We start from the raw sequence: 23,315 nt of genomic DNA, 5'->3' as shown, positions 1-23,315 counted from the left end.
TTTCAGGGGACTTCGTGGCCGTTGGCCAATTCGTACAGTTCGTACCAAGTCTGGCGGTCCATGGGCACCTGGGCGGCATCGCCAAAGCGGGCAATGCGCTCGGGCTGGTTGGTGCCCATCACAGGCAACACCTGCACCGGGTGGTGCATCAGCCAGGCCATCGCCACGGCGGTGGTGTCGGTGCCTGCGGCCTGCGCCAGTTCGGCCAATTTGGGGGCCAGCCGGGCAGCGGCCGTGCCGGGCGTGGTCGCTTGCGAATGCAGACGGCCGCCACCCAGCGGCGACCAGGCCATCACCGGCATGCGGTGTTGCTGGGCATGCGCCAGCTGGCCGTTGATGAAGGGGGCGGTGTTCAGCAGGCTCAGTTCAATCTGGTTGGTTTGCAGTGGGTGCTTCATGCACGACTGCAACAAATCCACATCCCAGGGCATGAAGTTGGACACCCCCACGCCGCGCAGCTTGCCGCTGTCGATCAGGCCGTCCAGGCACGCGCCCAGCGCCTGTGCGTCCATCAGCGGGTCGGGGCGGTGGATCAGCAGCAGGTCGATCACGTCCACGCCAATGCGGCTGAGCGAGCGGTCCACACTGGCTGTGACATGGGCCGCGCTGGTGTCGTAGTGCTTCACGCGGGTGCTGGGCCATTGGTCAGACAGCAGCATGATGTCGGTCTTGGTGACGATCTCGATGCGGTCTTTCAGCTCGGGGCGGGCCTTGATGGCCTGGCCAAACAGGGCTTCGCAGCTGTAGTTGCCATAAATGTCGGCATGGTCAAAGGTGGTGATGCCTTGGGCCAGGCAGGCGTCGATGCGGGCCAGGTTGGCGTTGACCGAGCTGTCTTGTGCCTCGGAAAGTCGCCACACGCCATAGGCCATGCGGCTCAGGCTGCGCCCGTTGGGCAGCGTGATGCGGCCGATGTCGTTTGAACTCATTTGCGTACTCCTGTGCCCAGCGGTGTGGGCGGTGTTTGGGCCGGAACGCGGCCATATTCTTGCGCGAGGGACACGGTTTTGAGCTGCGGCAGCACTTTGGTGCCGAAGATCTCGCATTCCTGCAGGTGAGGGTAACCGGAAAAAATGAAGGCCCGGATGCCCATCTTCTGATAAGCCTCAATTTCTGACAGCACCTGATCGACGCTGCCCACCAGCGCGGCCCCGCAGCCGCTGCGGGCGCGGCCCACACCGGTCCACAAATGGGGCTCGACATAACCTTCGTCGTCGGCGCGGTCGCGGTTGGCGCTTTGCAGCGACACCCCCAGGCTCTTGGCATCCAGGGCGCGCTGGCGGATTTCACGGCCTTTTTCATCGTCGAGTTGCGAGACCAGCTCGGCCGCGTATTCACGCGCTTCGGCTTCGGTGTCGCGCACGATCATGTGCACCCTCAGGCCGTAATCGAGCAGTCGACCGTATTTTTCAGCCTGGGCATGCACATCGCGCATGCGCTGCGCCAGCATGTCTTTGGGTTCGGGCCACATCAAATAGGTGTCGCAGTGCGCGCCGCACAGGGCCAGTGCATCGGGGCTGTAGCCGCCAAAGTAGAGCAGGGGGCCGCCATTTTGATAAGGCCGCACCGGGTCGGTGGACAGACCCTTGAGTTGGTAAATCTGACCGTCGTAGTTGATCTCGTCCTGTGTCCAGGCTTGTTTGAGGATCTCCACCACCTCCCAAGAGCGGCGGTAGCGGTAGGCGCTGTCTTCTTGCTGCCCGGGGAAGTCTGACGAAATCACGTTGAGCGTGAGCCGGCCTTCCAGGATGTGGTCCAGCGTGGCCACGGTGCGTGCCAGCATGGCTGGGTGCACCTCGCCACAGCGGATGGCAGCCAGCAAGTTCATGCGTTGGGTCTTGTGGGCCACGGCAGCGGCAAAGGTCAGGGTGTCCTGGCCGACTTGGTAGGACGAGGGGCACAGGATGTTGCGAAAACCGAGCTGATCGGCCCGCTCCACGATGCGGCTGGTGTTGGCCCAGCTGCTGCGCAGGCTGCCGTCGGGCACGCCCAGGTAACGGAAATCGTCGGAACACAGGGGCGCAAACCACGCCACTTCAGCGCCCTGAATGTCTTGTCCTTTGACGGGAACGATGCTCATGCCACACCTCGTTGTAAAAGTGAATGAATAGTATATGAATTAAGGGGCGTCAGGATGAGGGTTAGTACGGAGGCCGGGGCTGATTTGTCATACTGCGGGCCATGAACGCTGTCCACAACGCCCAGCCCCTGCCTGTTTACCTGCAAATTGCCGAGTTGCTGGCCCGCCAGATCAAAGCCGGTTACTGGCACGGCGGTGAACGCCTGCCCACCGAAGCCGCACTGGCCGACACCCTGAAGGTGGCGGTGGGCACCTTGCGCAAGTCGCTGGCCTTGCTCGAAGCGCAGGGCGTGCTCGAACGCATCCAGGGCTCGGGCACCTATGTGCGTCAGGTGCAGGGCACACAACAGATTTACGAGCTGTTCCGGCTGGAGCTGCGTGACGGCCCGGGCCTGCCGACGGCGCAGATTCTGGAGGTGGTGCGCCAGCCCCGGCCCGCGCAGATGGACAGGCAAGCGGTGGCCAGACAAGCCGTGGCCGGGCAAGCGCAGGCCAGCGCTGCGGGTGCCGGCGATTGTTGGCGTGTGCGGCGTTTGCGCAGCCTCAACCAAGTGCCGGTGGCGCTGGAGGAAATCTGGTTTGCGGCCGATGGCTGCCCGGACTTGACGGCGCAGGCCCTGGGCGACTCCATGTATTTGTTTTACCAGCAGCGGCTGCAGGTCTGGATCGCCCGGGTGGAAGACCAGATCAGCGCGGCACCGGCACCGGACTGGGCAGCGCCGCCTTGCGCGCTGGTGCCCGGCGCTTGCGCGGGTTACATCGAGCGCCTGTCCTGGACGGCCACCAAAGAACTGGCCGAGTTTTCCAAAACCTGGTTTGACCCGCAGGTCTGCCGCTACACCTCGCGCCTGAGCCAGTGAGTCAGTCAGTGAGTCAGATACTGCATCCGGTGTTCAGACCGGTTGCAAAACCTGCAGCAGCTCGGTTTCGATCTCGATTTGCGCCTTGTTGTGCTGCAAGGCCGCGCCGCTGATCAAGAAGGTGTCTTCCACCCGTTCGCCCAAGGTGCTGATTTTGGCCAGTTGCAAATGGATGCCGTGGCGCGCCAGCACGGTGGCGATGCTGTAGAGCAGGCCGATGCGGTCGCTGGCCGAGATGCTCAGCAGCCATTTCTGGGCCTTGTCGTCGGGGTTCAGCGTGACACGCGGTGTCACGGGAAAGCTTTTGACCCGCCGCGACACCCGGCCGCGCGTTGGCGCGGGCAGGGGGCCTTGTTTTTCCAGGGTTTGGGTCAGGCCCGACTCCACCATGGTCATCAGTTCGCGGTAGTGCTCGGGCAGCATCGATGTGACGATCTGGAAGGTGTCCAGCGCCCAGCCAGTTCGGGTGGTGTGGATGCGTGCGTCCAGAATGCTGAAGCCAGACTGGTCGAAGTGGCCGCAGATGCGGGCAAACAAGTCGGGCTGATCGGGCGTGAAGACCAGCACCTGCAAGCCTTCACCCAAGGGCGAGATGCGGGCCCGCACGATAGGGCGGGGCGTGCCTTCGCCGGGCAGAGCCACATGCCGTGACAGTTGCCGCGCATGCCAGGCGATGTCCGAAGCATCGTGGCGCATGAAATAGCCCACATCCAGCGTGTCCCACAAGGCTTTGTGGCCTTCGTGGGGTTGGGCCTGACGGGCCAACTCGATCAGGGCTTCACGCTTGCGCGCTTCCACCTCGGCGTTGGCATCCGGTGCACGGCCGCCCAACACCCGCAGGGTGGCTTTGTACAAATCTTCCAGCAGCTTGCCTTTCCAGGCGTTCCACACTTTGGGGCTGGTACCCCGGATGTCGGCCACCGTCAGCAGATACAGCGCTGTGAGGTGCCGTTCGTTGCCCACGCGCTGGGCAAAACGTCCAATCACCTCGGGGTCGCCCAGGTCTTCCTTTTGGGCCACACGGCTCATGGTCAGGTGTTCGCTGACCAAAAATTCGATCAGCTGCGCATCTGCCTTGTCGATCTGGTGTTGGCGGCAAAAACGGCGCACCTCTGCGCAGCCGAGTTGGGAATGGTCGCCGCCACGGCCTTTGGCGATGTCGTGAAAGAGCGCCGCCGTGTACAAAATCCAGGGCTTGTCCCAGCCCGCCGCCAGCTGCGAGCAAAACGGGTATTCGTGCGTGTGCTCGGGCATGAAAAAGCGCCGCACATTGCGCAGCACCATCAGGATGTGCTGGTCCACCGTGTAGGCATGGAACAGGTCGTGCTGCATCTGGCCCACGATGCGGCGAAACACCCACAAATAGCGCCCCAGCACCGAGGTCTCGTTCATCAAGCGCATGGCGTGCGTGATGCCCTGGGGTTGCTGCAGGATCTGCATGAAGGTCATGCGGTTGACGGGATCGGTGCGAAACCGTCCGTTCATGATGGCCCGCACGTTGTACAGCGCCCTGAGCGTGCGGGCCGACAAGCCTTTGACCCCCGGCGTGGCCTGGTACAGCAAAAAGGTCTCCAGGATCGCGTGCGGGTGCTTTTGGTACAGGTCGTCGCTGGCCACTTCGATCAGGCCCGCTTTTTCAAAAAAGCGCTCGTTCAAAGGCCGGAAATCTGGGACCGTTTCGCCCCGCTCGGCCTGCAAGCGGTCTTCGATGTTGAGCAGCAAAATCTGGTTGAGCTGGGTCACCGCCTTGGCGGCCCAATAGTATTGGCGCATCAGCTTCTCGCTGGCACGCAAAGCCAGGCGGCCCTCGGGCGTCACGTCAGAGCTGAAGCCAAACGACTCGGCCACATTGGTTTGCAGGTCAAACACCAGCCGGTCTTCGCGCCGTTTGGCCTGCAAGTGCAGCCGGGCGCGGATCAGGCCCAGCAAGGCTTCGTTGCGTTTGATCTGGCGTGCCTCCAGTGGCGTGGCCAAGCCTTTGCGCGCCAACTCATCCCAGCTTTGGCCCAGGCCCGCCGCTCGGGCCACCCACAAGATGACCTGCAAATCACGCAAGCCACCCGGCGACTCCTTGCAGTTGGGCTCCAGCGCGTAGGGGGTGTCTTCAAACTTGGTGTGGCGCTGGCGCATTTCCAGGGTTTTGGCCACCAAAAAGGCTTGCGGGTCCATGGCCGCCTGGTATTGCTTTTGAAACTCGGCAAACAAACGGGTATTGCCCGTCACACGGCGGGATTCGAGCAAGGAGGTCTGCACCGTGATGTCCTTGGCCGATTCGGCCAGGCATTCCTCAAGCGTGCGCACGCTGGCGCCGATCTCCAGGCCCGTGTCCCAGCAGCTGCCAATGAAGCTTTCCAGTTGGCTTTGCAGCTGCGGCGTGTTCTCTGGCGACTGGCCCTCGGGCAACAACACCAGCACATCCACATCGGAGCAGGGGAACAGTTCGGCACGGCCAAAACCACCGACCGCCACCAAGCTCAGTTCGGGCGCAAAGCCGGCCTTTTGCCACAGCTGGATCAGCAAGCCATCGGCCAGAATGGACAGCTGCCTGAGGGTTTGTTTGAGGCTCCGAACCGCGGCCCCGCTGCTGGCCAGCGTCTGCAAAACGGCGGCTTTGTCGCTTTTGTAAGTCTCGCGCAGCGCAGCCAGATCGGTTTGCAGAGCCGGTATGTTCATGTCAGGCCATGATTTTTTCTTGGATGAAGGCGGGCACAGGCGGCATGCCTGCCGAAATCGTGAGCACTTCGTAGCCGGTTTCCGTGACCAGCACCGTGTGTTCCCACTGCGCCGACAGGGAGTGGTCCTTGGTCACGATGGTCCAGCCATCGCCCAGCTCCTTGATGTCCCGTTTACCGGCGTTGATCATGGGCTCGATGGTGAAGATCATGCCGGGCACCAGTTCCACCAAGGTGCCGGGCTTGCCGTAATGCAAGACCTGGGGTTCTTCGTGGAAGCCCCGGCCGATGCCGTGGCCGCAAAACTCGCGCACCACCGAAAAGCCGTGGCCTTCGGCAAACTTCTGGATGGCGTGACCGATGTCACCCAAATGGGCACCGGGCTTGACCTGTTCAATGCCTTTCCACATGGCGTCGTGGGTCAGGCTGGCCAGGCGCTTGGCCGCGATCGAGGCCTCGCCCACATGGAACATGCGGCTGGTGTCGCCGTGCCAGCCATCCTTGATGGTGGTGATGTCGATGTTCAGCGAATCGCCTTTTTTCAGCGGCTTGTCATTGGGAATGCCGTGGCAGACCTGGTGGTTGATCGATGTGCAGATCGACTTGGGGTAGGGTTTGTAGCCGCCCGGCGCGTAGTTCAGCGGAGCGGGAATGCACTGTTGCACATCGACCATGTAGTCGTGGCAGAGCTTGTCAATCTCGTTGGTGGTGACGCCGGGCTTGACGAAGGGCGCAATGTAATCCAGAACTTCGGCGGCCAGGCGGCAGGCCAGGCGCATGCCGGCGATGTCGTCGGCGTTTTTGATGGTGATGGTCATGGGGCGCGATTATCCCATTGAGTCGCCACTTGCGCTGTCTCTGCAGGCAACAGCCTTGCGTGAATTTGGCGCGTACAGAGCCGTCTTTGCCCGGTTGGGGTCTGGGTCCCGAACGCGAGACCATGGGGTAAACACGGGTGGGCGTTTTTCCATGGATTTTGTATTCTGTATACAGACATGAAGCCTTCCCTCATTCAACTTTCTGCAAGTCCTGACCTGGTTGAACAGGTTTACGCGCGTTTGCTGGACGCGATCAGCGAAGGCACATTGCCGCCGGGTGAGCGATTGACGCAGGAAGACCTGGCCCAGCGCCTGGCCGTGTCGCGCCAGCCGGTTTTGCAGGCCCTGCGCTTGCTCAAAAAAGACGGTTTTGTCGAAGACGCACCCGGCCGGGGTGTGCAGGTCACCCAACTCGATGTGGCCTGGATCGCCCGGGTCTACCAAGTGCGCAGCAGTCTGGACGCCTTGGCGGCGCGTCTGGCGGCCGAACGCGGTGCCCGTCTGTCGCCGCAGGTCATGCGCCAAGGGCGTCTGGCCGAAAGCGGGCGTGATGTGCAGGCCATGATCCAGGCCGACCTGGCTTTTCACCGTGCCATCTACGATGCCTCGGGCAACCCCCTGATAGCCCAGAGCGTGGACTTGCACTGGCACCACCTCAAACGCGTCATGGGCGCGGTGCTGCAATCGTCTTAGCAACGCCAGACGGTGTGGGACGAACACGAAGCCATTGCGCAGGCCATTGCCGCATCCGATGTCGATCTGGCCGTGCGCCGGGTGCAAGAACACGCCCACGAAGCGAGCGTGCAACTGACGGCCCGATTGTCCGAGCAACTTTCCCTCATTCCCCCACCAGGAGCACAAGCATGAGACTGACCCCCGAGCAATTGGCGCAATTCGACAGCGATGGTTATTTGTTTTTCCCCGGCCTGTTCACGCCGGAAGAAACCCAAAACCTGACCGATGCGGTGCCCGAGCTGTACAGCCGCCGCGAAGCCTACAACGTGCGCGAAAAAGGCAGCGAGGCCGTGCGCACCAACTTTGCGGCCCACATGTACAGCGAGCCTTTTGCCAAGCTGGCACGCCACCCCCGCATGATCGAACCGGTGGAAGACCTGTTTGGCGAAGCGCTTTACATGCACCAGTTCAAGATCAACGGCAAGATGGCGTTTGAGGGGGATGTGTGGCAGTGGCACCAGGACTACGGCACCTGGCTCAACGACGACCTGATGCCCACCGAGCGGGCCATGAACGTGGCCATTTTTCTGGACGACGTGAACCCCTTCAATGGCCCGCTGATGTTCATCCCCGGCAGCCACAAAAAAGGCGTGGTCGAGGCCAAACACGACCTCTCCACCACCAGCTACCCGCTGTGGACGGTCGACAACGACCTGATCCGCCAGCTGGTCCAGCGTGCCGGTGACAAGGACGGCGGCATCGTCAGCCCCACCGGCCCGGCGGGCTCCATGATCCTGTTTCACAGCTGCCTGGTGCACGCCTCCACCAGCAACCTCTCGCCCTGGAACCGGGTCAGCGTCTACCTGAGCCTGTGCGCCGTGTCCAACCACATCCGCCGCCACAAGCGTCCCGAATACATCGCGCACCGCGACTTCACGCCCATCCGCTGCCTGCCCGACGATTGCCTGCTGAAAGACTACCCGGTCGACCTGCCCTGGAAAAACGGCATGCCCGACAGCGCCTTGCAAACCTCCCTCGAAGAACTGAAAGAAACCGCATGAACCTGCACGCCAAACTCCTGCAACGTGCTGCAGAAAACCGCCCGATCCGCATTGGCCTGATTGGCGCGGGCAAATTCGGCTCCATGTATCTGGCGCAAATTCCGCGCACCCCCGGCGTGCACCTGGTGGGCATTGCCGACTTGTCGCCCGACAACGCCCGCACCAACCTGGCCCGCGTGGGCTGGGATGCTGAGCGCCTGACGGCCAGCAGCTTGGACGCTGCCGTCAAAAACGGCACCACCCATGTGGGCGACGACTGGCAAAGTCTTGTGCGACACCCGGCGGTGGACGTGATCGTGGAATGCACCGGCTCACCCCTGCACGCGGTGGACCACATTCTGGAAGCCTTTGCGAACCGCAAGCATGTGGTCAACGTGACGGTGGAGGCCGATGCTTTCTGCGGCCCCTTGCTCGCCACCCGCGCGCAGACGGCGGGCGTGGTGTATTCGCTGGCCTTTGGTGACCAGCCTGCGCTCATTTGCGATCTGGTGGACTGGGCACGCACCTGCGGCTTTCCGGTCGTGGCGGCGGGCCGGGGCCACAAATGGTTGCCGCACTTCAGCGAATCCACGCCCGAAACGGTGTGGGGCTATTACGGCCTCACGCCCGAGCAGGCCGATCGCGGGGGCCTGAACCCCAAAATGTTCAACAGCTTTCTGGACGGCTCCAAGCCTTCGATCGAGAGCACCGCAGTGTCGAATGCCACCGGTTTGGGCGTGCCCAGCAACGGCTTGCTGTACCCGCCGGCCAGCGTGGAAGACATCCCTTTTGTGACCCGGCCGATTTCGGAGGGCGGCATGCTGGAACGCAAAGGCATGGTGGAGGTGATTTCCAGCCTGGAAAAAGACGGCCGAAAAATCCCCTACGACATCCGCATGGGCGTGTGGGTCACGGTGGAAGCCGAAACCGACTACATCAAGAACTGCTTTGAAGAGTACAACGCCCACACCGACCCCTCGGGCCGCTACTTCACGCTCTACAAACGCTGGCACCTGATCGGTCTTGAAGTGGGTGTGAGCGTGGCCAGTGTCGCCCTGCGCAACGAGCCCACCGGCGTGGCCATCGGCTGGAACGCCGACGTGGTGGCCACCGCCAAACGCGACCTGAAACCCGGCGACATGCTGGACGGCGAGGGCGGCTACACCGTCTGGGGCAAGCTGCTGCCCGCCGCCACCTCCAAGCGCATGGGCGGCGTGCCGCTGGGCCTGGCCCATGGTGTCAAAGTGGTGCGCCCCGTGGCCAAAGGCCAAAGCCTGACTTGGGACGACGTGGCCATGGACACCAGCACCCACGCCTACAAAATCCGGCGCGAGATGGAGGCGACTTCGGTGATGGGTTGAACTCTCAATCTGTCGGAATCCCAGATAGCCGTGCTGCATCAGTTGCACGGCTTTTTTGATCAAGTCAAGGTCTGCAAGCACCTGGCTTTGACCCTGGGCTCACTGGGACTTGCGCGATCTCATTTGTTTTGCGCTGTGTGCAAGATGGTCAGAACCTGTACCTGATCACCTTTGATCCTGTAGACCGCCAAGTAGTTGGGGTGAAGAACCAGTTCTTTGGTCCCAAAAACACGACCAGATCGGCCCAAAGGTTGAGTTCTTAAAACCTCGAGCTTGTTGCGCAATTCCGTGACAAAGGTCTGGGCGCGAACTGGGTTGTCTCTCGCAATGAAATCAGCGATGTCGTCAAGCCGTTTCAGGGCGCGGTGGGTCCAAATCAGTTCACGCACTGTATTTAGCCATCACGGCTTTGACTTGCTCTGATGTGGCGAAATCGCCATGGTCGGCTTCGGCAATCGCCGCTTCGATATCACCGATTTGCCAGCTTTGCTCGTTGAGGTAACTGGTCAGTGCCTCCAAAGTCACAAAACTTTTCGTTCGGGAGGTGGCCTTGGCCAGGCCCTCCAGTTGCGCATAAACATGGGCTGGCACCCTGACATTGATGGTTCGGGTCGGCATTTCTTTCGAAAGGGGTGATGTCATGATTTACTCTGTGTTGCGTGTATTACGGTGCATTGTATGAATGGTGCCGACATGGTCAAGTCTTTGACCGCTTGTTTCAACTTGCACGAGGGATGCGCTGTTCTGTGCAACAGGCCCGGCAATCAGGGTTTCCCCCGGCTAAAATACCGCCTTTGCCGACAAGCCCCAGTCAGCGGCCCCGGCGCTACGGTTTTCCGTCTCTTTACAAGGCCACCCCGTGTCCCTGCACATCACGACTTTCGAAGGCGCCAGCGCCCTCAGCGACTTTCGCATTGCCCAGCTTTTGCCGCGTCTGGCAGCCATTTCGCCGCAAATTCAGGGCATTTCAGCCCGTTTTGTGCACCTGGTGGCCACGGTTGCGCCTTTGGCCGATGCCCCAAAAAAAACCCTGTCGGCGCTGCTGACTTACGGTGAGCCTTATGCAGGCCCGGTGGATGGTCCCGTGATCGTGGTCAGTCCCCGTTTGGGCACCGTGTCGCCCTGGGCGTCCAAAGCCACCGACATCGCCCACAACTGCGGTTTTGAGGTGCGCCGAGTGGAGCGGCTGACCGAATACCGCCTGACCCTGAAATCGGGCTTGCTGGGCACCGCCAAATTGAGCGCCGAGCAACTGGGCCAGGTCGCTGCCGTGCTGCATGACCGCATGACCGAGTCGGCCATGCCCAGCCGAGATGAAGCAGCGGCCTTGTTCACGGCCCTGGACCCCGCGCCGATGGACCATGTGGACGTGCTCGGCGGCGGCCGCGCCGCTTTGGTCGATGCCAACAAGGCTTGGGGCCTGGCCCTGGCCGAAGACGAAATTGATTATTTGGTCACCGCGTTCACGGGTCTCAAGCGCAACCCCACCGATGTGGAGTTGATGATGTTTGCGCAGGCCAACAGCGAGCACTGCCGCCACAAGATTTTCAACGCAGAGTTCACCATCGACGGCGTGGCCCAGCCCAAGAGCCTGTTCGGCATGATCCGCAACACCGAGCAGCTCAGCCACCAGCACACGGTGGTGGCGTATTCGGACAACGCCTCGGTGATGGAAGGCCACCACATTGAGCGTTTTGTGGCCCGAATGTCAAAGGACAAGGACGGGCAGGGCGCGGCGTACCAGAGCGAACAAGCGCTGCACCATGTGCTGATGAAGGTCGAGACCCACAACCACCCGACCGCGATTTCGCCATTCCCCGGCGCATCCACGGGCGCAGGCGGCGAGATCCGCGACGAAGGCGCAACCGGTCGCGGCTCCAAGCCCAAGGCGGGTTTGTCGGGCTTCACCGTGTCCAAGCTCTGGGGCGGTTTGAGCGACCAGCCGGGCGGCAAGCCCGAACACATCGCCAGCCCTTTGCAAATCATGACCGAAGGCCCCTTGGGCGGCGCGGCCTTCAACAACGAGTTTGGGCGTCCCAATTTGCTGGGCTATTTCCGCGAGTACGAGCAGACCGTGGACGGCGTGGTGCGTGGGTACCACAAGCCCATCATGATCGCGGGCGGTCTGGGCCAGATCGACGCCGAGCAAACCAAAAAAATCGAATTCCCTGCCGGCAGCTTGCTGATCCAGCTGGGCGGCCCCGGCATGCGCATCGGCATGGGCGGCAGTGCCGCCAGCTCCATGGCCACGGGCACCAACGCCGCGAATCTGGACTTTGACTCGGTGCAGCGCGGCAACCCCGAGATCGAACGCCGTGCGCAAGAGGTCATCAACCACTGCTGGGCGCAAGGCAGCCAAAACCCCATCCTGGCCATCCATGACGTGGGCGCGGGCGGTTTGTCCAACGCCTTCCCCGAGCTGACCAACGACGCGGGTCGTGGCGCACGCTTTGATTTGCGTGCCGTCAAGCTCGAAGAATCCGGCCTGTCGCCCAAAGAAATCTGGTCCAACGAAAGCCAAGAACGCTATGTGATGGCGATCGCGCCCGAGTCTTTGGCGCAGTTCCAGGCTTTTTGCGAGCGCGAGCGCTGCCCGTTTGCGGTGATCGGTGTGGCGACAGAAGAGCGCCAACTGGTGCTGGAAGACGGCGTTCAGCGTTCAGCGTTCAGTGTTGAGCGTGGAGATGGCGTGCAGCGTACAGCGTTCAGTGTTGAGCGAGAAGACCAAGGCGCTCAAAGCTCAAGGTCCAACGCTGAACGCTCAACGCCCGACGCCCAACGCCCCGTGGATATGCCCATGGACGTGCTGCTGGGCAAGCCGCCCAAGATGCACCGCGATGTGAAGACCGTGGTGCGCCAGTCGCCTGCGATGGACCTCACAGGTGTGTCGCTGCAAAAGGCCGTCATTGACGTGCTGAGCCACCCCACGGTGGCGTCTAAGCGTTTCCTCATCACCATTGGCGACCGCGCTGTGGGTGGCCTCACGCACCGCGACCAGATGGTCGGCCCTTGGCAAGTGCCTGTGGCCGATGTGGCCGTGACCCTGGCCGATTACCAAGGCTTTGCTGGCGAAGCCATGAGCATGGGCGAGCGCACGCCGCTGGCCTCGCTCAACGCCGCCGCATCCGGCCGCATGGCCGTTGCCGAAGCCATCACCAATTTGTTGGCCGCGCCCATCGAGCTGCCCCGCGTCAAGATGTCGGCCAACTGGATGGCCGCTTGCGGTGAGCCCGGTGAAGACGCCGCGCTTTACGAGACCGTCAAGGTCGTGGGCATGGCGCTGTGCCCTGCGCTCGATATTTCGATTCCTGTGGGGAAAGACAGCTTGTCGATGCGCACGCAGTGGCAAGCCGATGGCCAGACACACAAAGTCACCTCGCCCGTCAGCCTGATCATCACCGCCTTCGCCAGCCTGAGCGATGTGCGCGGCACGTTGACACCGCAGCTTGATGCCCAAGAGGGCGACACCAGCTTGCTGCTGATCGACCTGGGTCAAGGCCGCAACCGCATGGGCGGCAGCGTGCTGGGTCAAGTGCTGGACCAGTTTGGCGACAGCGTCCCTGATCTGGAAGAACCGCAAGCGCTGGTGAATTTGGTCAAGGCCATCAATGCCTTGCGCGCCCAAGGCCAGATCCTGGCCTACCACGACCGCAGCGACGGCGGCTTGCTCGCCGCAGTCGCCGAAATGGCTTTTGCAGGCCATGTGGGCGTGGCGCTCAATGTGGACATGCTGGTCACCGAAGGCGACGGCATTTCTGACAGCCGTGCCGATCATGGCGACGCCAAGAACTGGGCGGGGCAGGTCAGCGCCCGCCGCGACGAACTCACCCTCAAAGCCCTGTTCAACGAAGAGCTGGGCGTGGTGCTGCAGGTGCGCACGGCCGACCGCAACGCGGTGCTTCAAACCCTGCGTGAACACGGCCTGTCCAAACACACGCATGTGATCGGCAAGACCCGTCCCGTGCAATCGACCATCCAAAAAGGCGTGGGCGAACTCAGCATCTGGCGCGACACCAAAGAAGTTTTTGCCGCCAAGCTCGAAGACCTGCACCAGGTCTGGGACAGCGTGAGCTGGAAGATTTGCCAGCAGCGCGACAACCCCGCTTGCGCCGATGCCGAGCACGCGGCTGCTGGCCGCGTTGACGACCCCGGCATGCATGTGTCGCTGAGCTTTGACCCGACGGACAACGTGGCCGCGCCGTTCCTGAACCTGTCGCGCCCCAAAGTGGCCATCCTGCGCGAGCAGGGCGTCAACTCGCATGTGGAAATGGCCTATGCCTTCCACACAGCGGGTTTTGAGTCACACGATGTGCACATGACCGACCTGCAATCGGGCCGCGCCAACTTGGCCGACTTCCAAGGTCTGGTGGCTTGTGGCGGTTTCAGCTACGGCGACACGCTGGGCGCGGGCATCGGCTGGGCACGCAGCATCACCTTCAACCCGGCTTTGGCGGAACAGTTCAAAGGCTTCTTTGGCCGCACAGACACCTTTGGTCTGGGCGTGTGCAACGGCTGCCAGATGTTTGCCGAGCTGGCCGACATCATCCCGGGTGCCGAAGCTTGGCCGCGCTTCACCACCAACCAAAGCGAGCGTTTTGAAGCCCGCCTGTCCATGGTCGAGGTGCTGGAATCGCCCAGCTTGTTTTTGCAAGGCATGGCGGGCAGCCGCTTGCCGATCGCAGTCGCCCATGGCGAAGGCTTTGCCAACTTCAAGCACAGGGGCAACCCGGCCCAAGCCATTGGCGCGATGCGCTTTGTGGACAACCACGGCCAGGCGACCGAGCAGTACCCGTTCAACCCCAACGGCAGCGCGGGCGGCCTGACAGCCGTGACCACGGCTGACGGGCGCTTCACGGCCATGATGCCGCACCCCGAGCGCGTGTTCCGCAATGTGCAGATGAGCTGGACAGACCTGGCCAAGTCGGGCGACATTTCATCCACCAGCCCCTGGTTGCGTGTGTGGCAAAACGCCCGCAAGTGGGTAGCTTGATGGTGGACGGCAGGATGTTTTTTGTGTGTGCCCTGACCGATGTCTGACCAATGGTTTCCGCCTTCGCAGCTGGCGTTTTACTTTGACTCCAATTCCTGGGCCAAAGGCACTGCGCTGTATTTGAAAAATGAGGTCCTCTCGGCCCAGTTGACGCCCGATGGTGACGACTGGCGACTCGACGCCCAGGTGCAGGGAACCTCGTTTGAGCCCTATCGCGTGACCGCCCATCTGCGGGTGTCGGAGGGCGGCAATTTGCAAGGCTGGCGCTCCAATTGCACCTGTCCGGTGGGGCGGCTGTGCAAACACGGCGCAGCGCTGGGCATCCAGGTGGCCATGCAAGGCCTGGCCATGCGCGAGCCGCAAGTCAGCGACGATGCGGCGGGCGACACCGAACAGCAAACCACAGCGCGCCAGGAAAAGGCGTTGCAGCAATCCGAGTACCAAGTGCGTGACTGGCTGCTGCGTTTGCAATCGGCCGATGTGCCCAACGGTTTCAGTGTGCCGGGCAAGGCCCATGAGCATTTTTTGTACTGCCTGTCTGCGGCGGCCGTGGGGCATCGCCCGGTGTTTCACCTGACCATCAAGCAAGCGGTGCTCAAGCAAAACGGTGAATGGGGCAAGTCCAAAAAAGTCACCCACCAGCCTTATCCAAGTGACCCGATCTGGCACAGTTGCGCGCCTGGCGAAGCTGGCATTTTTGACCTGATGAAGGCCTGTCCACCCACCAACAGCTTCAGCTCTTATGGCTTTCAAAGTGCCGTGAAACTGCAAGGCGTGGCAGCGCATTTGCTGCTGCGCATGTGCAGCCAAACCCGACGCCTGATGTGGGAAGAGGGCAAAACCCTGAAGCCTTTGCAATGGACCGATCAAGCGGTGGTGTTCAGCGGCAGCTGGCAGGCCGTGCCCGCGCAAGGCCACAGCCCCGAGGGCTGGAAACTGCACATGCAAACGGCCCAGGCGGGCGTGCTGCACGGCTTGAACGATCCGCCGTTGTTTGTCGACCTGCAGCATGGCACTTGTGGTTTGCTGGACACGCAGGGCATGAGCAGCGAGCAAGTCTTGCTGTTGACGCAGGCGCCCGTCTTGCCGGAAAAAGTGGCGCTGAAATTCCAGCAACAGCTGATGGATGCCATGGGCCCCTTGCCGCTGCCGCCGGTGATCGAAAAAATGCCCGAAATCCGCAACGTCACGCCTGTGCCCGTGCTGCGGATCGTGGAAGTGCCCACGCATTTGCGCGACGAACAAGGCCTGTTTCAGGCCGAAGTGAAATTTCGTTACGCCGACTGCACCGGTTATTGGCCAGAACACCAAAGCCGCGTGGTGGTGGGTCAGGGCGCGCAGTCGCGTCTGTTGGTGCGCGATCTGGAACAAGAGCTGGTCGCTTGGGAGCAGCTTGAAGACCTGGGTTTTTTGATGTGGGACGAAAACCTGCTGGGCATGCCGGGCGTTGAAGGACAGGCCTTGTGGCTCGAATGGCTTGAAACCGATTTTGCACCGTTGCGCGAAGCCGGCTTTGAGGTGCGCCCACCCGAGGGTCTGAACCACTGGTTGCGTCTGGCCGAGGATGTGCATGTGCGCATGAACGGCGACGGTGCCGAAGGCAGCGCCGAGGACACCTCGCCTTGGTTCGATTTGTCGCTGGGCATGGACATCGACGGCCAGCGGGTGAACATCCTGCCGTGGGTGCCCGAAATCCTCAAAGCCCTGGCCCGTTCAGGCGTGTCGGTGACGGCCATGGACGGCGAACACGCCGATCGCGTGCCGGACCATTTGTACCTGCCCGATCTGCATGGGCCCGGTTATGTGAAGCTGCCCACCGCCAAAATCAAGCCTTGGCTGGCCATGCTCATGGAGCTGCACGGCGAACGCGGCCATGACTGGGACGGCGACGTGCTGCGCTTGTCGCGCATGGACGCGTTGCGCACAGCCGCTTCGCTGGGTGAGGGCGCGGTATGGCAAGGCGCGAAAAGCCTGTTGCAACTGGTACAACAAATGCGCGGTCAGGCCGCGTTGACTGAAGTGCCCATGCCCGAGGGCCTGCAAGCGACGCTGCGTCCTTACCAGCAGCAGGGCTTGAATTGGCTGCAGTTCTTGCGCGAGCACCGGTTGGCGGGCATTTTGGCCGACGACATGGGGCTGGGCAAAACTTTGCAAACCTTGGCCCATATCCTGACCGAAAAGCAAGCCGGGCGATTGACGCAACCGGCGCTCATCGTGGCACCGGTCAGCCTGTTGGGCAATTGGGAGCGCGAAGCGACACGCTTTTGCCCTGGCCTGAAAACCCACATCCACCACGGCCTGTCGCGCCATGAAACGGCGCAAGAACTCAGCGGCTTTGACATCGTCATCACCGCCTATTCGCTGCTTTCGCGTGACCGCGAGATGTGGCTGGAGGTGCCCTGGCACCTGCTGGTGCTCGATGAAGCCCAGAACATCAAAAACGCCAACACCAACGCCGCCCAAGTGGTCTCCGAAATCCCGGCTGTGCACCGGCTGTGCCTGTCGGGCACGCCGATTGAAAACCACCTGGGCGAACTCTGGAGCCAGTTTCACTTTTTGATGCCCGGCTTTTTGGGCAGCCAACGGCGCTTCACGGAGCTGTTTCGCAACCCGATCGAACGCCAGGGCAGTGTGGAAAAACTCGCCCAATTGCGTGCCCGGGTCACGCCATTCATGTTGCGCCGGACCAAAGACCTGGTGGCCAGCGAACTGCCGCCCAAGATCGAAACCCTGATGCCTGTTCCGCTGCAGGGTCAGCAAGCCGACCTGTACGAAACCATTCGGCTGGGCATGGAAAAAACCGTGCGCGACGCGCTCAGCACGCAAGGCCTGGCCAGGTCGCAAATCACCATCCTGGATGCGCTGCTGAAGTTGCGTCAGGTCTGCTGTGACCCGCGTCTGCTCAAGCTCAGTGCCGCCAGCCAGGTGCGCGAATCTGCCAAGCTGGAGCAGTTGCTGGACATGCTGCCCGAAATGGTGGCCGAAGGCCGCAAGATCTTGCTGTTCTCGCAGTTCACCGAAATGCTGGGCTTGATCGAAAAAGCTTTGCCCGATTTGGGCATCCCTTGGGTCAAGCTCACCGGCCAAAGCAAAAACCGCGACGCGATCATCGACAAGTTCACCAGCGGCCAGGTGCCCCTGTTCCTGATCAGCCTGAAAGCCGGTGGCGTGGGCCTGAACTTGCCGCAGGCCGACACCGTGATCCACTACGACCCGTGGTGGAACCCGGCCGTGGAAAACCAGGCCACCGACCGCGCCCACCGCATTGGCCAGACCAAAAACGTGTGGGTCGTCAAACTGGTCGCCCAGGGCACCATCGAAGAACGCATGCTGGCCCTGCAAGAGCGCAAAGCCCAGCTGGCGCAAGACATGTACGAAGGTGCCGTCAAGCGCAAAGAGCCGCTGTTTGGCGAATCCGATTTGAACGAGTTGCTCAAGCCGCTGGGTTAAAGGCCGATTTGACGTGCATCACCCCTTGGGTAATAATATTCTTATTACCCAAGGAGGTTCGCATGACCACCACCGTCAAACTGCCCGATCCGCTGGAAAAATCCCTGCGCCAGCGCTGCGCGCAAGAGGGCCGCAGCATCAGCGAAGTCATGCGCGATGCGCTCACCGCTTACCTGGCCCAGCCCTCCCCGACCGCATCGGCATTTGCACTGGGTGAGGGCGTTTTTGGGCGATTCACCGGCCCGGTTGACCTGGCCGAAACCCGCAAAAACCAACTGGCCGACGCTTGGGCCGACAAACACGCGTAAAGGGCATGAGTGCAGAAACCCCTTCGGCCCAAGAGCCCAGCGCACGCTGGTTGTCTCAGCTGCCCCCACAAGATGCGCTGATCGACAGCGGCCCGCTGCTGGCCCTGTTCAACCGCAGCGACAAATGGCACGCGCCCACACTGGCCTGGCTGCAAGGCAATCCGCAAGTGCGCCTGCACAGCACCTGGCCGGTGCTGACCGAAGTCTGCGCCTTGCTGGCCCGGCGCATCCACAACGGCGCAGCGCTCGACTTTTTGCAGTGGGTGCAGCGCGGCGCAGTGCAGCTCGATGCCCCCGCCGACTGGAGCCTGACCAGCGTGCTGGCCATCTGCCAGCGCTTTGCCAGCTTGCCGCTGGACCTGGCCGACGCATCCATCGCCGAAGCCGCCGAACGTCTGCAAATCCGCTGCATCGTGTCGATTGACAAAGACTTTGATGTCTACCGCGATGCCAAAGGACAAGTTCTTCAAAACTTGTTGCGCTGAGCGGACCGCCCAGCAACACCTTCCACTTCCGAAAGACACCGAATGGCCGCCTCCAGCCTGTTGACCCTGATCGACGACATCGCCACCTTGCTCGACGACGTGGCCACCATGACCCAAGTGGCCGCCCGCCAAAGCGCGGCCGCCGCCGACGATGTGGCGGCCATGACGCAAATGGCCGCCAAAAAAACCGCTGGCGTGCTGGGTGACGACCTGGCCTTGAACGCGCAACAAGTCACGGGTGTCAACGCCGACCGCGAATTGCCCGTGGTCTGGGCTGTGGCCAAGGGCTCGCTGGTGAACAAGGCGATTTTGGTGCCCGCTGCGCTGGCCATCAGCGCCATTGCGCCCTGGCTCATCACGCCTCTGCTCATGCTGGGCGGGCTGTTTTTATGTTTTGAGGGTGCCGAAAAACTGTTGCACGCCTGGTTGCACAGCCGCACAGAAGACGCCGCCCATCACGCGGAACTGGTGCAAGCCGTCGCCAACGACCAGCTGGATTTGGTCGCTTTTGAAAAGGACAAGATCAAGGGCGCTGTGCGCACCGACTTTATTTTGTCGGCCGAGATCATCGTCATCACCTTGGGCACGGTGGCCAGCGCCAGTTTTGCGCAGCAGGTGGCGGTGCTGGTGGGCATTTCCATCGTCATGACGCTGGGCGTGTATGGACTGGTGGGCGGCATCGTCAAGCTGGACGATGCCGGGCTCTACCTTGCGCAAAAAAGCAGCAGCGCCTTGCAAGCGCTTGGCCGGGGCCTGCTGGTGTTTGCCCCTTGGCTCATGAAAGCGCTGTCGGTGCTGGGCACCGCCGCCATGTTTTTGGTGGGCGGCGGCATCTTGCTGCACGGCGTGCCCGCGTTGGGCCAAGTGGTCGAACGTTGGGCTCATGATTTGCCGACGGTGGCGTCCTTGTTGGGCAATCTGGCCGGTGGCGGGGTGGGCTTTGTCGCGGGTGCTGTGTTGGTCGGCGGCATGCACTGGGTCCGCAAAATTCGGCGCTGATTCGGAATTGGTCCTTCGGTTTTGGCGGGGTTGTGTTCAACAGGCCAAGGCCACAGGCAAGCCGATCAGGGCGCATGCGCCGGGGCTTGTGTTGCTCAGGGACAAACGCCCACCGAACTGGGCCAAGATGGTTTTGGAGATGGACAAACCCATGCCCAAACCCGAAATTTTGGTGGTGTAAAAAGCATCCCCAGCCTGGCTGGCGGCCTCTTGCGACAGGCCCGCGCCCGTGTCACACACGCTCAGTTGAACTTCCTGATCGATCAGCCCCAAGGTCAAGCGGATCTCACGCACCGGGCAAGAGGTCACAGACTCCATGGCGTTGCGCAACACGTTGAAAACAACTTGGGACATTTGCACGGGGTCTGCCAGCACCCAAACTGGCTGGGGCATGGTCGCCTTGAGTATTTGGATGTCAAGGCGTCGCGCTTGCGGTGCCACCAGGGCGCAAACCTCGTCCACCACCGTGCGCATGTCCACGCGCTGGGTTTTGAGATCGCCGGGTTGAATGAACACGCGGATCCGGCGAATGATGTCTGCGGCACGCTGGCTGTTGGCCAAGATGTTGTCCAAGACGCCAAGGGTGAACTTTTCCGCCATCTGACCGGTGCGCTGGCGGTGTTGCAGCAGCTCTGAGTAGCCCATGATCGCTGTCAGTGGCTGGTTCAACTCGTGTGCAAACGATGCGGACATGACGCTCAGGCTTTGCTGGCGTTCAAGTCGCGCCAGCTGCTGGCCCAGACGTCGGGCTTCTTCTTCCCGGGCCAAAGCAGCAGCCACTTGCAGGCGCTCGTCGTCTTGCTGCTGAATGCGCATGGCGACGTAGGTGAAATAACGCAACATGCCAAAAACAAAAATGGCCGACCAGATGGTTAGGGTCCAGGCGTCTTGCCCGAAAGTCTGCACACCCCAACCCGTCAGCGCCCCTTGCATGCGCACCAGGTGCAACACGCCCAGCCCGGCCATGACCCAGCGCATGTGCATCGAAAACCGGTTGCCTGTCAGCTTGAAATGCACATGTGCCGGATAAGCGCTCCAGATGGACGACAAGCCAAAGGCCAGGCCCGACAAGACCAGGGTGACTTTGGGGCCGGCATGGACGCGACACAACTCGAGCGTCACCGTGTAAGCCAAGGTGGCAACACCCAACACCACCAAACTCGGCCATTGGGGAGCTGGCTTGTAAAGCCGGACAAGGCCCAGCCCCATCAGCACGAAGCTGGCGCTGTTCACCCCAATCGGGATGCTGTAAGACCACAAGGGCGGCAGCTCGTTGCGAAACACGGTGGCCATGCCCGTGATGCCCCACAAGATGGTCGCCACCGTCCAATACTTGGCCGAAGTGTCCAGCCGCTTGAAATAAAGGCTGGCAATGCCACCCCCCAAAAGAGAAAAGATGGCAAAAAAGATGAAGAGGCTTTGTACGTTGTAAGAGGCCATAGATCGTCGCCTTGCCTGCTTCGAAAAATCACATAATCTATGATTATATTAATTTGCTTTCATAAATATCGAATTTCATAATTTCGGTATTTCGTGGTTCTGTCAAGCTGGCCTGTGCCTCAATGCATGCCCACCACGGGCCGCGTCTTGTAAAACTGCACCGGGCTTTCGGGCACCGCATTCAGCACCGACTTTTTGATCTTGCCCACCACATGCATTTCGCAGGGTTTGCAGTCAAAGCGCAGCGTGAGTTTTTCCTTGCCATTGATCAGCTGCAGGGGTTCGGCTTTCACTGTGCCTTGCACGCCGGTCACGCCTTTGGCCTGCTTGGGGCACAGGCTCAAACTGAAGCGCACGCAGTGCTTGGTGATCATCAGGCTGACTTCGCCCAACTCTTCTTGTGCTTCGTAGGCGGCGGCGATCACCTTCACGCCGTGTTTGGCGTAAAAGTCGCGGGCTTTTTGGTTGAACACGTTGGCCAAATAAGTCAGGGTGTCTTCGGGGTAGGGCGCAGGCGGCTCCACGGGCACGGCACGCGGCAGGCGGTGCAGGCCTTGGGCGCGGGCGGCTTCGAGTGCCTGCACCGCGTCGCGGCGCAGCGCGTTCAGTTGTGACGGAGGCACAAACCAGGGGCGGGGCAGGGTCGTTTGAACGTCCAGCGGCTCGAACAAGGTGTCACCCAGCTTGCCCAAAGCGGCCTTGAGTTTGTCCTCGGCCTGGGCCGGGTCTTTGGGGGCTTGCCAGTTGATGGCCAATTGGGCTGCGCCGGTGTGCCCGGCTTCGTCGGTCAGCGTCAGTTGCAGGCCGTCACCTGTGCCACTTGTGCTTTCGGCCAGCTGCATCCACACGCCCATGCGGCGCTCAGCAGACTTTTTGTCCAGTGTGCGCACCCAGCTCATGTCGCGGTTGCGGTTGACCTGCACGCCTTTGCGCAGGTCCTTGAACCCGTCCATCGGGTCTTTGGGGAACAAGCGCCAAACCCCTTTGGCTTTTTGCGCTTCGGCGCGGTTGATCTGCAGGCCCACCAGTTCCTTTTGCAGGTCGTAGTAGCACATGCCGTCACCGTTGTGCAGCTCCGTGGCCGGGTCGTCGGTGGTGATCTCGACGTGTTCGGCCGTCACCTTGCTCACCCAACCAATGGGCTGGCCGGGGTTTTTGGGCGTGTCAAACGCGCCGATGTCTTCCTTGCGGCCTTGCACGAAGTAGTCGGTGAACTCGCGGTTGAAGTTCTGGTTCGGGTCGGGTTCAAAGCTGAAGGTGGTGCGGCCGTGCGAGGCGGGGGCCAGCTCGGGGCGCTCGGCCAGCACTTCGTCAAACAGCTTGCGGTAATGGGCCGTGATGTTTTTCACATAGGCCATGTCCTTGTAGCGGCCTTCGATCTTGAAGCTGCGGATGCCCGCGTCCACCAGGGCGCGCAGGTTCTCACTCTGGTTGTTGTCTTTCATGCTCAGCACATGCTTGTCGTGCGCCACGATGCGGCCTTGTGCGTCTTTGACCTCATAGGGCAGGCGGCAGGCCTGCGAGCAATCGCCCCGGTTGGCGCTGCGCCCGGTGTGGGCGTGGCTGATGAAGCACTGGCCGCTGTAGGCCACGCACAAAGCGCCGTGCACAAAAAATTCGATCACCGTGCGATCGGTGTCGATCACATCCCGGATGGCGGCGATCTGCGGCAAGGTCAGTTCACGGGCCAGCACGATCTGGCTCAGCCCTGCGTCTTGCAGAAACTTGGCTTTTTCGGGTGTGCGGATGTCGGTCTGGGTGCTGGCGTGCAGCTGGATCGGCGGCAGATCAATCTCGAGCAGTCCCATGTCTTGCACGATCAGCGCGTCCACGCCGGCGTCGTACAGCTGCCATGCGAGCTTGCGGGCCCCTTCAAGTTCGTCGTCGCGCAAGATGGTGTTGAGCGTGACAAAGATGCGGCTGTGAAAGCGGTGGGCGTGCTGCACCAGTTTGGCAATGTCCTGGATGCTGTTGTCGGCCGTGGACCGTGCCCCGAAGGACGGGCCGCCAATGTAGACCGCATCGGCACCGTGGTGGATGGCTTCGATGCCGATGTCGAAGGTGCGGGCGGGGGCGAGGAGTTCGAGGTGGTGGGGCAACATGGGTAGGGATTATCCCAGCTTGTGTCCTTTAGGCA

The 23,315-nt window shown here is 61.7% G+C and carries 16 protein-coding genes and 1 pseudogene; 9 read left to right on the top strand and 8 right to left on the bottom strand.

Translation table 11 applies throughout. The annotated features are described in order from the left end of the window. Nucleotides 1-2: 2 nt before the first annotated feature. Complete coding sequence (locus B9Z47_RS17905; protein WP_108332573.1) at nucleotides 3-929, bottom strand: aldo/keto reductase family oxidoreductase; 927 nt, start codon at nucleotides 927-929, stop codon at nucleotides 3-5. Beyond that, nucleotides 926-2,080: an LLM class flavin-dependent oxidoreductase gene (locus tag B9Z47_RS17900; RefSeq protein WP_108332572.1), complete on the bottom strand. Its 1,155-nt coding sequence runs from the start codon at nucleotides 2,078-2,080 to the stop codon at nucleotides 926-928. The genes B9Z47_RS17905 and B9Z47_RS17900 overlap by 4 nt, the downstream gene beginning before the upstream one ends. A gap of 101 nt (nucleotides 2,081-2,181) precedes the next feature. Between B9Z47_RS17900 and B9Z47_RS17895 the strand changes: the two genes are divergently transcribed. Beyond that, nucleotides 2,182-2,940 (top strand): GntR family transcriptional regulator, encoded by a 759-nt coding sequence (locus B9Z47_RS17895; RefSeq protein ID WP_108332571.1) that lies wholly within the window; start codon nucleotides 2,182-2,184, stop codon nucleotides 2,938-2,940. Nucleotides 2,941-2,973: 33 nt separating this feature from the next. On the opposite strand, the gene B9Z47_RS17890 is transcribed toward B9Z47_RS17895, so the two are convergent. Continuing rightward, a complete protein-coding gene (locus B9Z47_RS17890; protein ID WP_108332570.1) occupies nucleotides 2,974-5,613 on the bottom strand; it encodes a [protein-PII] uridylyltransferase in 2,640 nt (879 codons plus the stop codon). A 1-nt stretch (nucleotide 5,614) separates the two neighbouring features. Then, the gene (map, locus tag B9Z47_RS17885; RefSeq protein ID WP_108332569.1) at nucleotides 5,615-6,430 is read right to left on the bottom strand and encodes a type I methionyl aminopeptidase; all 816 of its coding nucleotides are present in this window, start codon (nucleotides 6,428-6,430) and stop codon (nucleotides 5,615-5,617) included. A 177-nt stretch (nucleotides 6,431-6,607) separates the two neighbouring features. Between map and B9Z47_RS17880 the strand changes: the two are divergent. The 3 genes and pseudogenes from B9Z47_RS17880 (at nucleotide 6,608) to B9Z47_RS17870 (ending at nucleotide 9,506) form a co-directional block, all read left to right on the top strand. Continuing rightward, nucleotides 6,608-7,297: pseudogene (locus tag B9Z47_RS17880) on the top strand (GntR family transcriptional regulator). After that, nucleotides 7,294-8,166 (top strand): phytanoyl-CoA dioxygenase family protein, encoded by an 873-nt coding sequence (locus B9Z47_RS17875; protein ID WP_108332568.1) that lies wholly within the window; start codon nucleotides 7,294-7,296, stop codon nucleotides 8,164-8,166. The pseudogene B9Z47_RS17880 and the gene B9Z47_RS17875 overlap by 4 nt, the downstream one beginning before the upstream one ends. Then, nucleotides 8,163-9,506, top strand: coding sequence for an NAD(P)H-dependent oxidoreductase (locus B9Z47_RS17870; RefSeq protein ID WP_108332567.1), 1,344 nt, complete (start codon nucleotides 8,163-8,165; stop codon nucleotides 9,504-9,506). The genes B9Z47_RS17875 and B9Z47_RS17870 overlap by 4 nt, the downstream gene beginning before the upstream one ends. Before the next feature lie 119 nt (nucleotides 9,507-9,625). On the opposite strand, the gene B9Z47_RS19245 is transcribed toward B9Z47_RS17870, so the two are convergent. Continuing rightward, a complete protein-coding gene (locus tag B9Z47_RS19245; RefSeq protein WP_108332566.1) occupies nucleotides 9,626-9,895 on the bottom strand; it encodes a type II toxin-antitoxin system RelE/ParE family toxin in 270 nt (89 codons plus the stop codon). Then, a complete protein-coding gene (locus tag B9Z47_RS17860; RefSeq protein ID WP_199226466.1) occupies nucleotides 9,888-10,148 on the bottom strand; it encodes a CopG family ribbon-helix-helix protein in 261 nt (86 codons plus the stop codon). The genes B9Z47_RS19245 and B9Z47_RS17860 overlap by 8 nt, the downstream gene beginning before the upstream one ends. A 217-nt stretch (nucleotides 10,149-10,365) precedes the next feature. Between B9Z47_RS17860 and purL the strand changes: the two genes are divergently transcribed. The 5 genes from purL to B9Z47_RS17835 all read left to right on the top strand — a co-directional run bounded on the left by purL (nucleotide 10,366) and on the right by B9Z47_RS17835 (nucleotide 19,738). After that, a complete protein-coding gene (gene purL, locus B9Z47_RS17855; RefSeq protein WP_108332565.1) occupies nucleotides 10,366-14,496 on the top strand; it encodes a phosphoribosylformylglycinamidine synthase in 4,131 nt (1,376 codons plus the stop codon). Nucleotides 14,497-14,535: 39 nt separating this feature from the next. Continuing rightward, on the top strand, nucleotides 14,536-17,946 hold the full coding sequence (locus B9Z47_RS17850) for a DEAD/DEAH box helicase (protein WP_108332564.1): 3,411 nt from the start codon (nucleotides 14,536-14,538) through the stop codon (nucleotides 17,944-17,946). A gap of 62 nt (nucleotides 17,947-18,008) precedes the next feature. Further along, a complete protein-coding gene (locus B9Z47_RS17845; RefSeq protein ID WP_108332563.1) occupies nucleotides 18,009-18,254 on the top strand; it encodes a CopG family transcriptional regulator in 246 nt (81 codons plus the stop codon). Between the two features lie 5 nt (nucleotides 18,255-18,259). Next, the gene (locus tag B9Z47_RS17840) at nucleotides 18,260-18,739 is read left to right on the top strand and encodes a type II toxin-antitoxin system VapC family toxin (protein WP_108332562.1); all 480 of its coding nucleotides are present in this window, start codon (nucleotides 18,260-18,262) and stop codon (nucleotides 18,737-18,739) included. 42 nt (nucleotides 18,740-18,781) lie between these two features. Beyond that, nucleotides 18,782-19,738, top strand: coding sequence for a DUF808 domain-containing protein (locus B9Z47_RS17835; RefSeq protein ID WP_108332561.1), 957 nt, complete (start codon nucleotides 18,782-18,784; stop codon nucleotides 19,736-19,738). A gap of 36 nt (nucleotides 19,739-19,774) precedes the next feature. Here the strand turns inward: B9Z47_RS17835 and B9Z47_RS17830 are convergent, their stop codons facing one another. Together B9Z47_RS17830 and B9Z47_RS17825 are read right to left on the bottom strand one after the other, a co-directional pair. Continuing rightward, entirely contained in the window at nucleotides 19,775-21,178 is a 1,404-nt protein-coding gene (locus B9Z47_RS17830; protein ID WP_108332560.1) for a sensor histidine kinase, read from the bottom strand. A 119-nt stretch (nucleotides 21,179-21,297) separates the two neighbouring features. Further along, complete coding sequence (locus tag B9Z47_RS17825; RefSeq protein ID WP_108332559.1) at nucleotides 21,298-23,280, bottom strand: U32 family peptidase; 1,983 nt, start codon at nucleotides 23,278-23,280, stop codon at nucleotides 21,298-21,300. Nucleotides 23,281-23,315: the final 35 nt, after the last annotated feature.

The organism is Limnohabitans sp. 2KL-1, from assembly GCF_003063435.1.
Taxonomy (GTDB): domain Bacteria; phylum Pseudomonadota; class Gammaproteobacteria; order Burkholderiales; family Burkholderiaceae_C; genus Limnohabitans_A.
The sequence above is the reverse complement of the archived record's forward strand: the minus strand, read 5'-3'. Positions and strand labels throughout refer to the sequence as shown.

Bases quoted from the DNA above. Each gene is read 5' to 3' on its own strand.
- B9Z47_RS17905 (WP_108332573.1), bottom strand. From the start codon at position 929: ATGAGTTCAAACGACATCGGCCGCATCACGCTGCCCAACGGGCGCAGC.
- B9Z47_RS17900 (WP_108332572.1), bottom strand. From the start codon at position 2,080: ATGAGCATCGTTCCCGTCAAAGGACAAGACATTCAGGGCGCTGAAGTG.
- B9Z47_RS17895 (WP_108332571.1), top strand. From the start codon at position 2,182: ATGAACGCTGTCCACAACGCCCAGCCCCTGCCTGTTTACCTGCAAATT.
- B9Z47_RS17890 (WP_108332570.1), bottom strand. From the start codon at position 5,613: ATGAACATACCGGCTCTGCAAACCGATCTGGCTGCGCTGCGCGAGACT.
- map (WP_108332569.1), bottom strand. From the start codon at position 6,430: ATGACCATCACCATCAAAAACGCCGACGACATCGCCGGCATGCGCCTG.
- B9Z47_RS17875 (WP_108332568.1), top strand. From the start codon at position 7,294: ATGAGACTGACCCCCGAGCAATTGGCGCAATTCGACAGCGATGGTTAT.
- B9Z47_RS17870 (WP_108332567.1), top strand. From the start codon at position 8,163: ATGAACCTGCACGCCAAACTCCTGCAACGTGCTGCAGAAAACCGCCCG.
- B9Z47_RS17860 (WP_199226466.1), bottom strand. From the start codon at position 10,148: ATGACATCACCCCTTTCGAAAGAAATGCCGACCCGAACCATCAATGTC.
- B9Z47_RS17850 (WP_108332564.1), top strand. From the start codon at position 14,536: ATGTCTGACCAATGGTTTCCGCCTTCGCAGCTGGCGTTTTACTTTGAC.
- B9Z47_RS17845 (WP_108332563.1), top strand. From the start codon at position 18,009: ATGACCACCACCGTCAAACTGCCCGATCCGCTGGAAAAATCCCTGCGC.
- B9Z47_RS17840 (WP_108332562.1), top strand. From the start codon at position 18,260: ATGAGTGCAGAAACCCCTTCGGCCCAAGAGCCCAGCGCACGCTGGTTG.
- B9Z47_RS17835 (WP_108332561.1), top strand. From the start codon at position 18,782: ATGGCCGCCTCCAGCCTGTTGACCCTGATCGACGACATCGCCACCTTG.
- B9Z47_RS17830 (WP_108332560.1), bottom strand. From the start codon at position 21,178: ATGGCCTCTTACAACGTACAAAGCCTCTTCATCTTTTTTGCCATCTTT.
- B9Z47_RS17825 (WP_108332559.1), bottom strand. From the start codon at position 23,280: ATGTTGCCCCACCACCTCGAACTCCTCGCCCCCGCCCGCACCTTCGAC.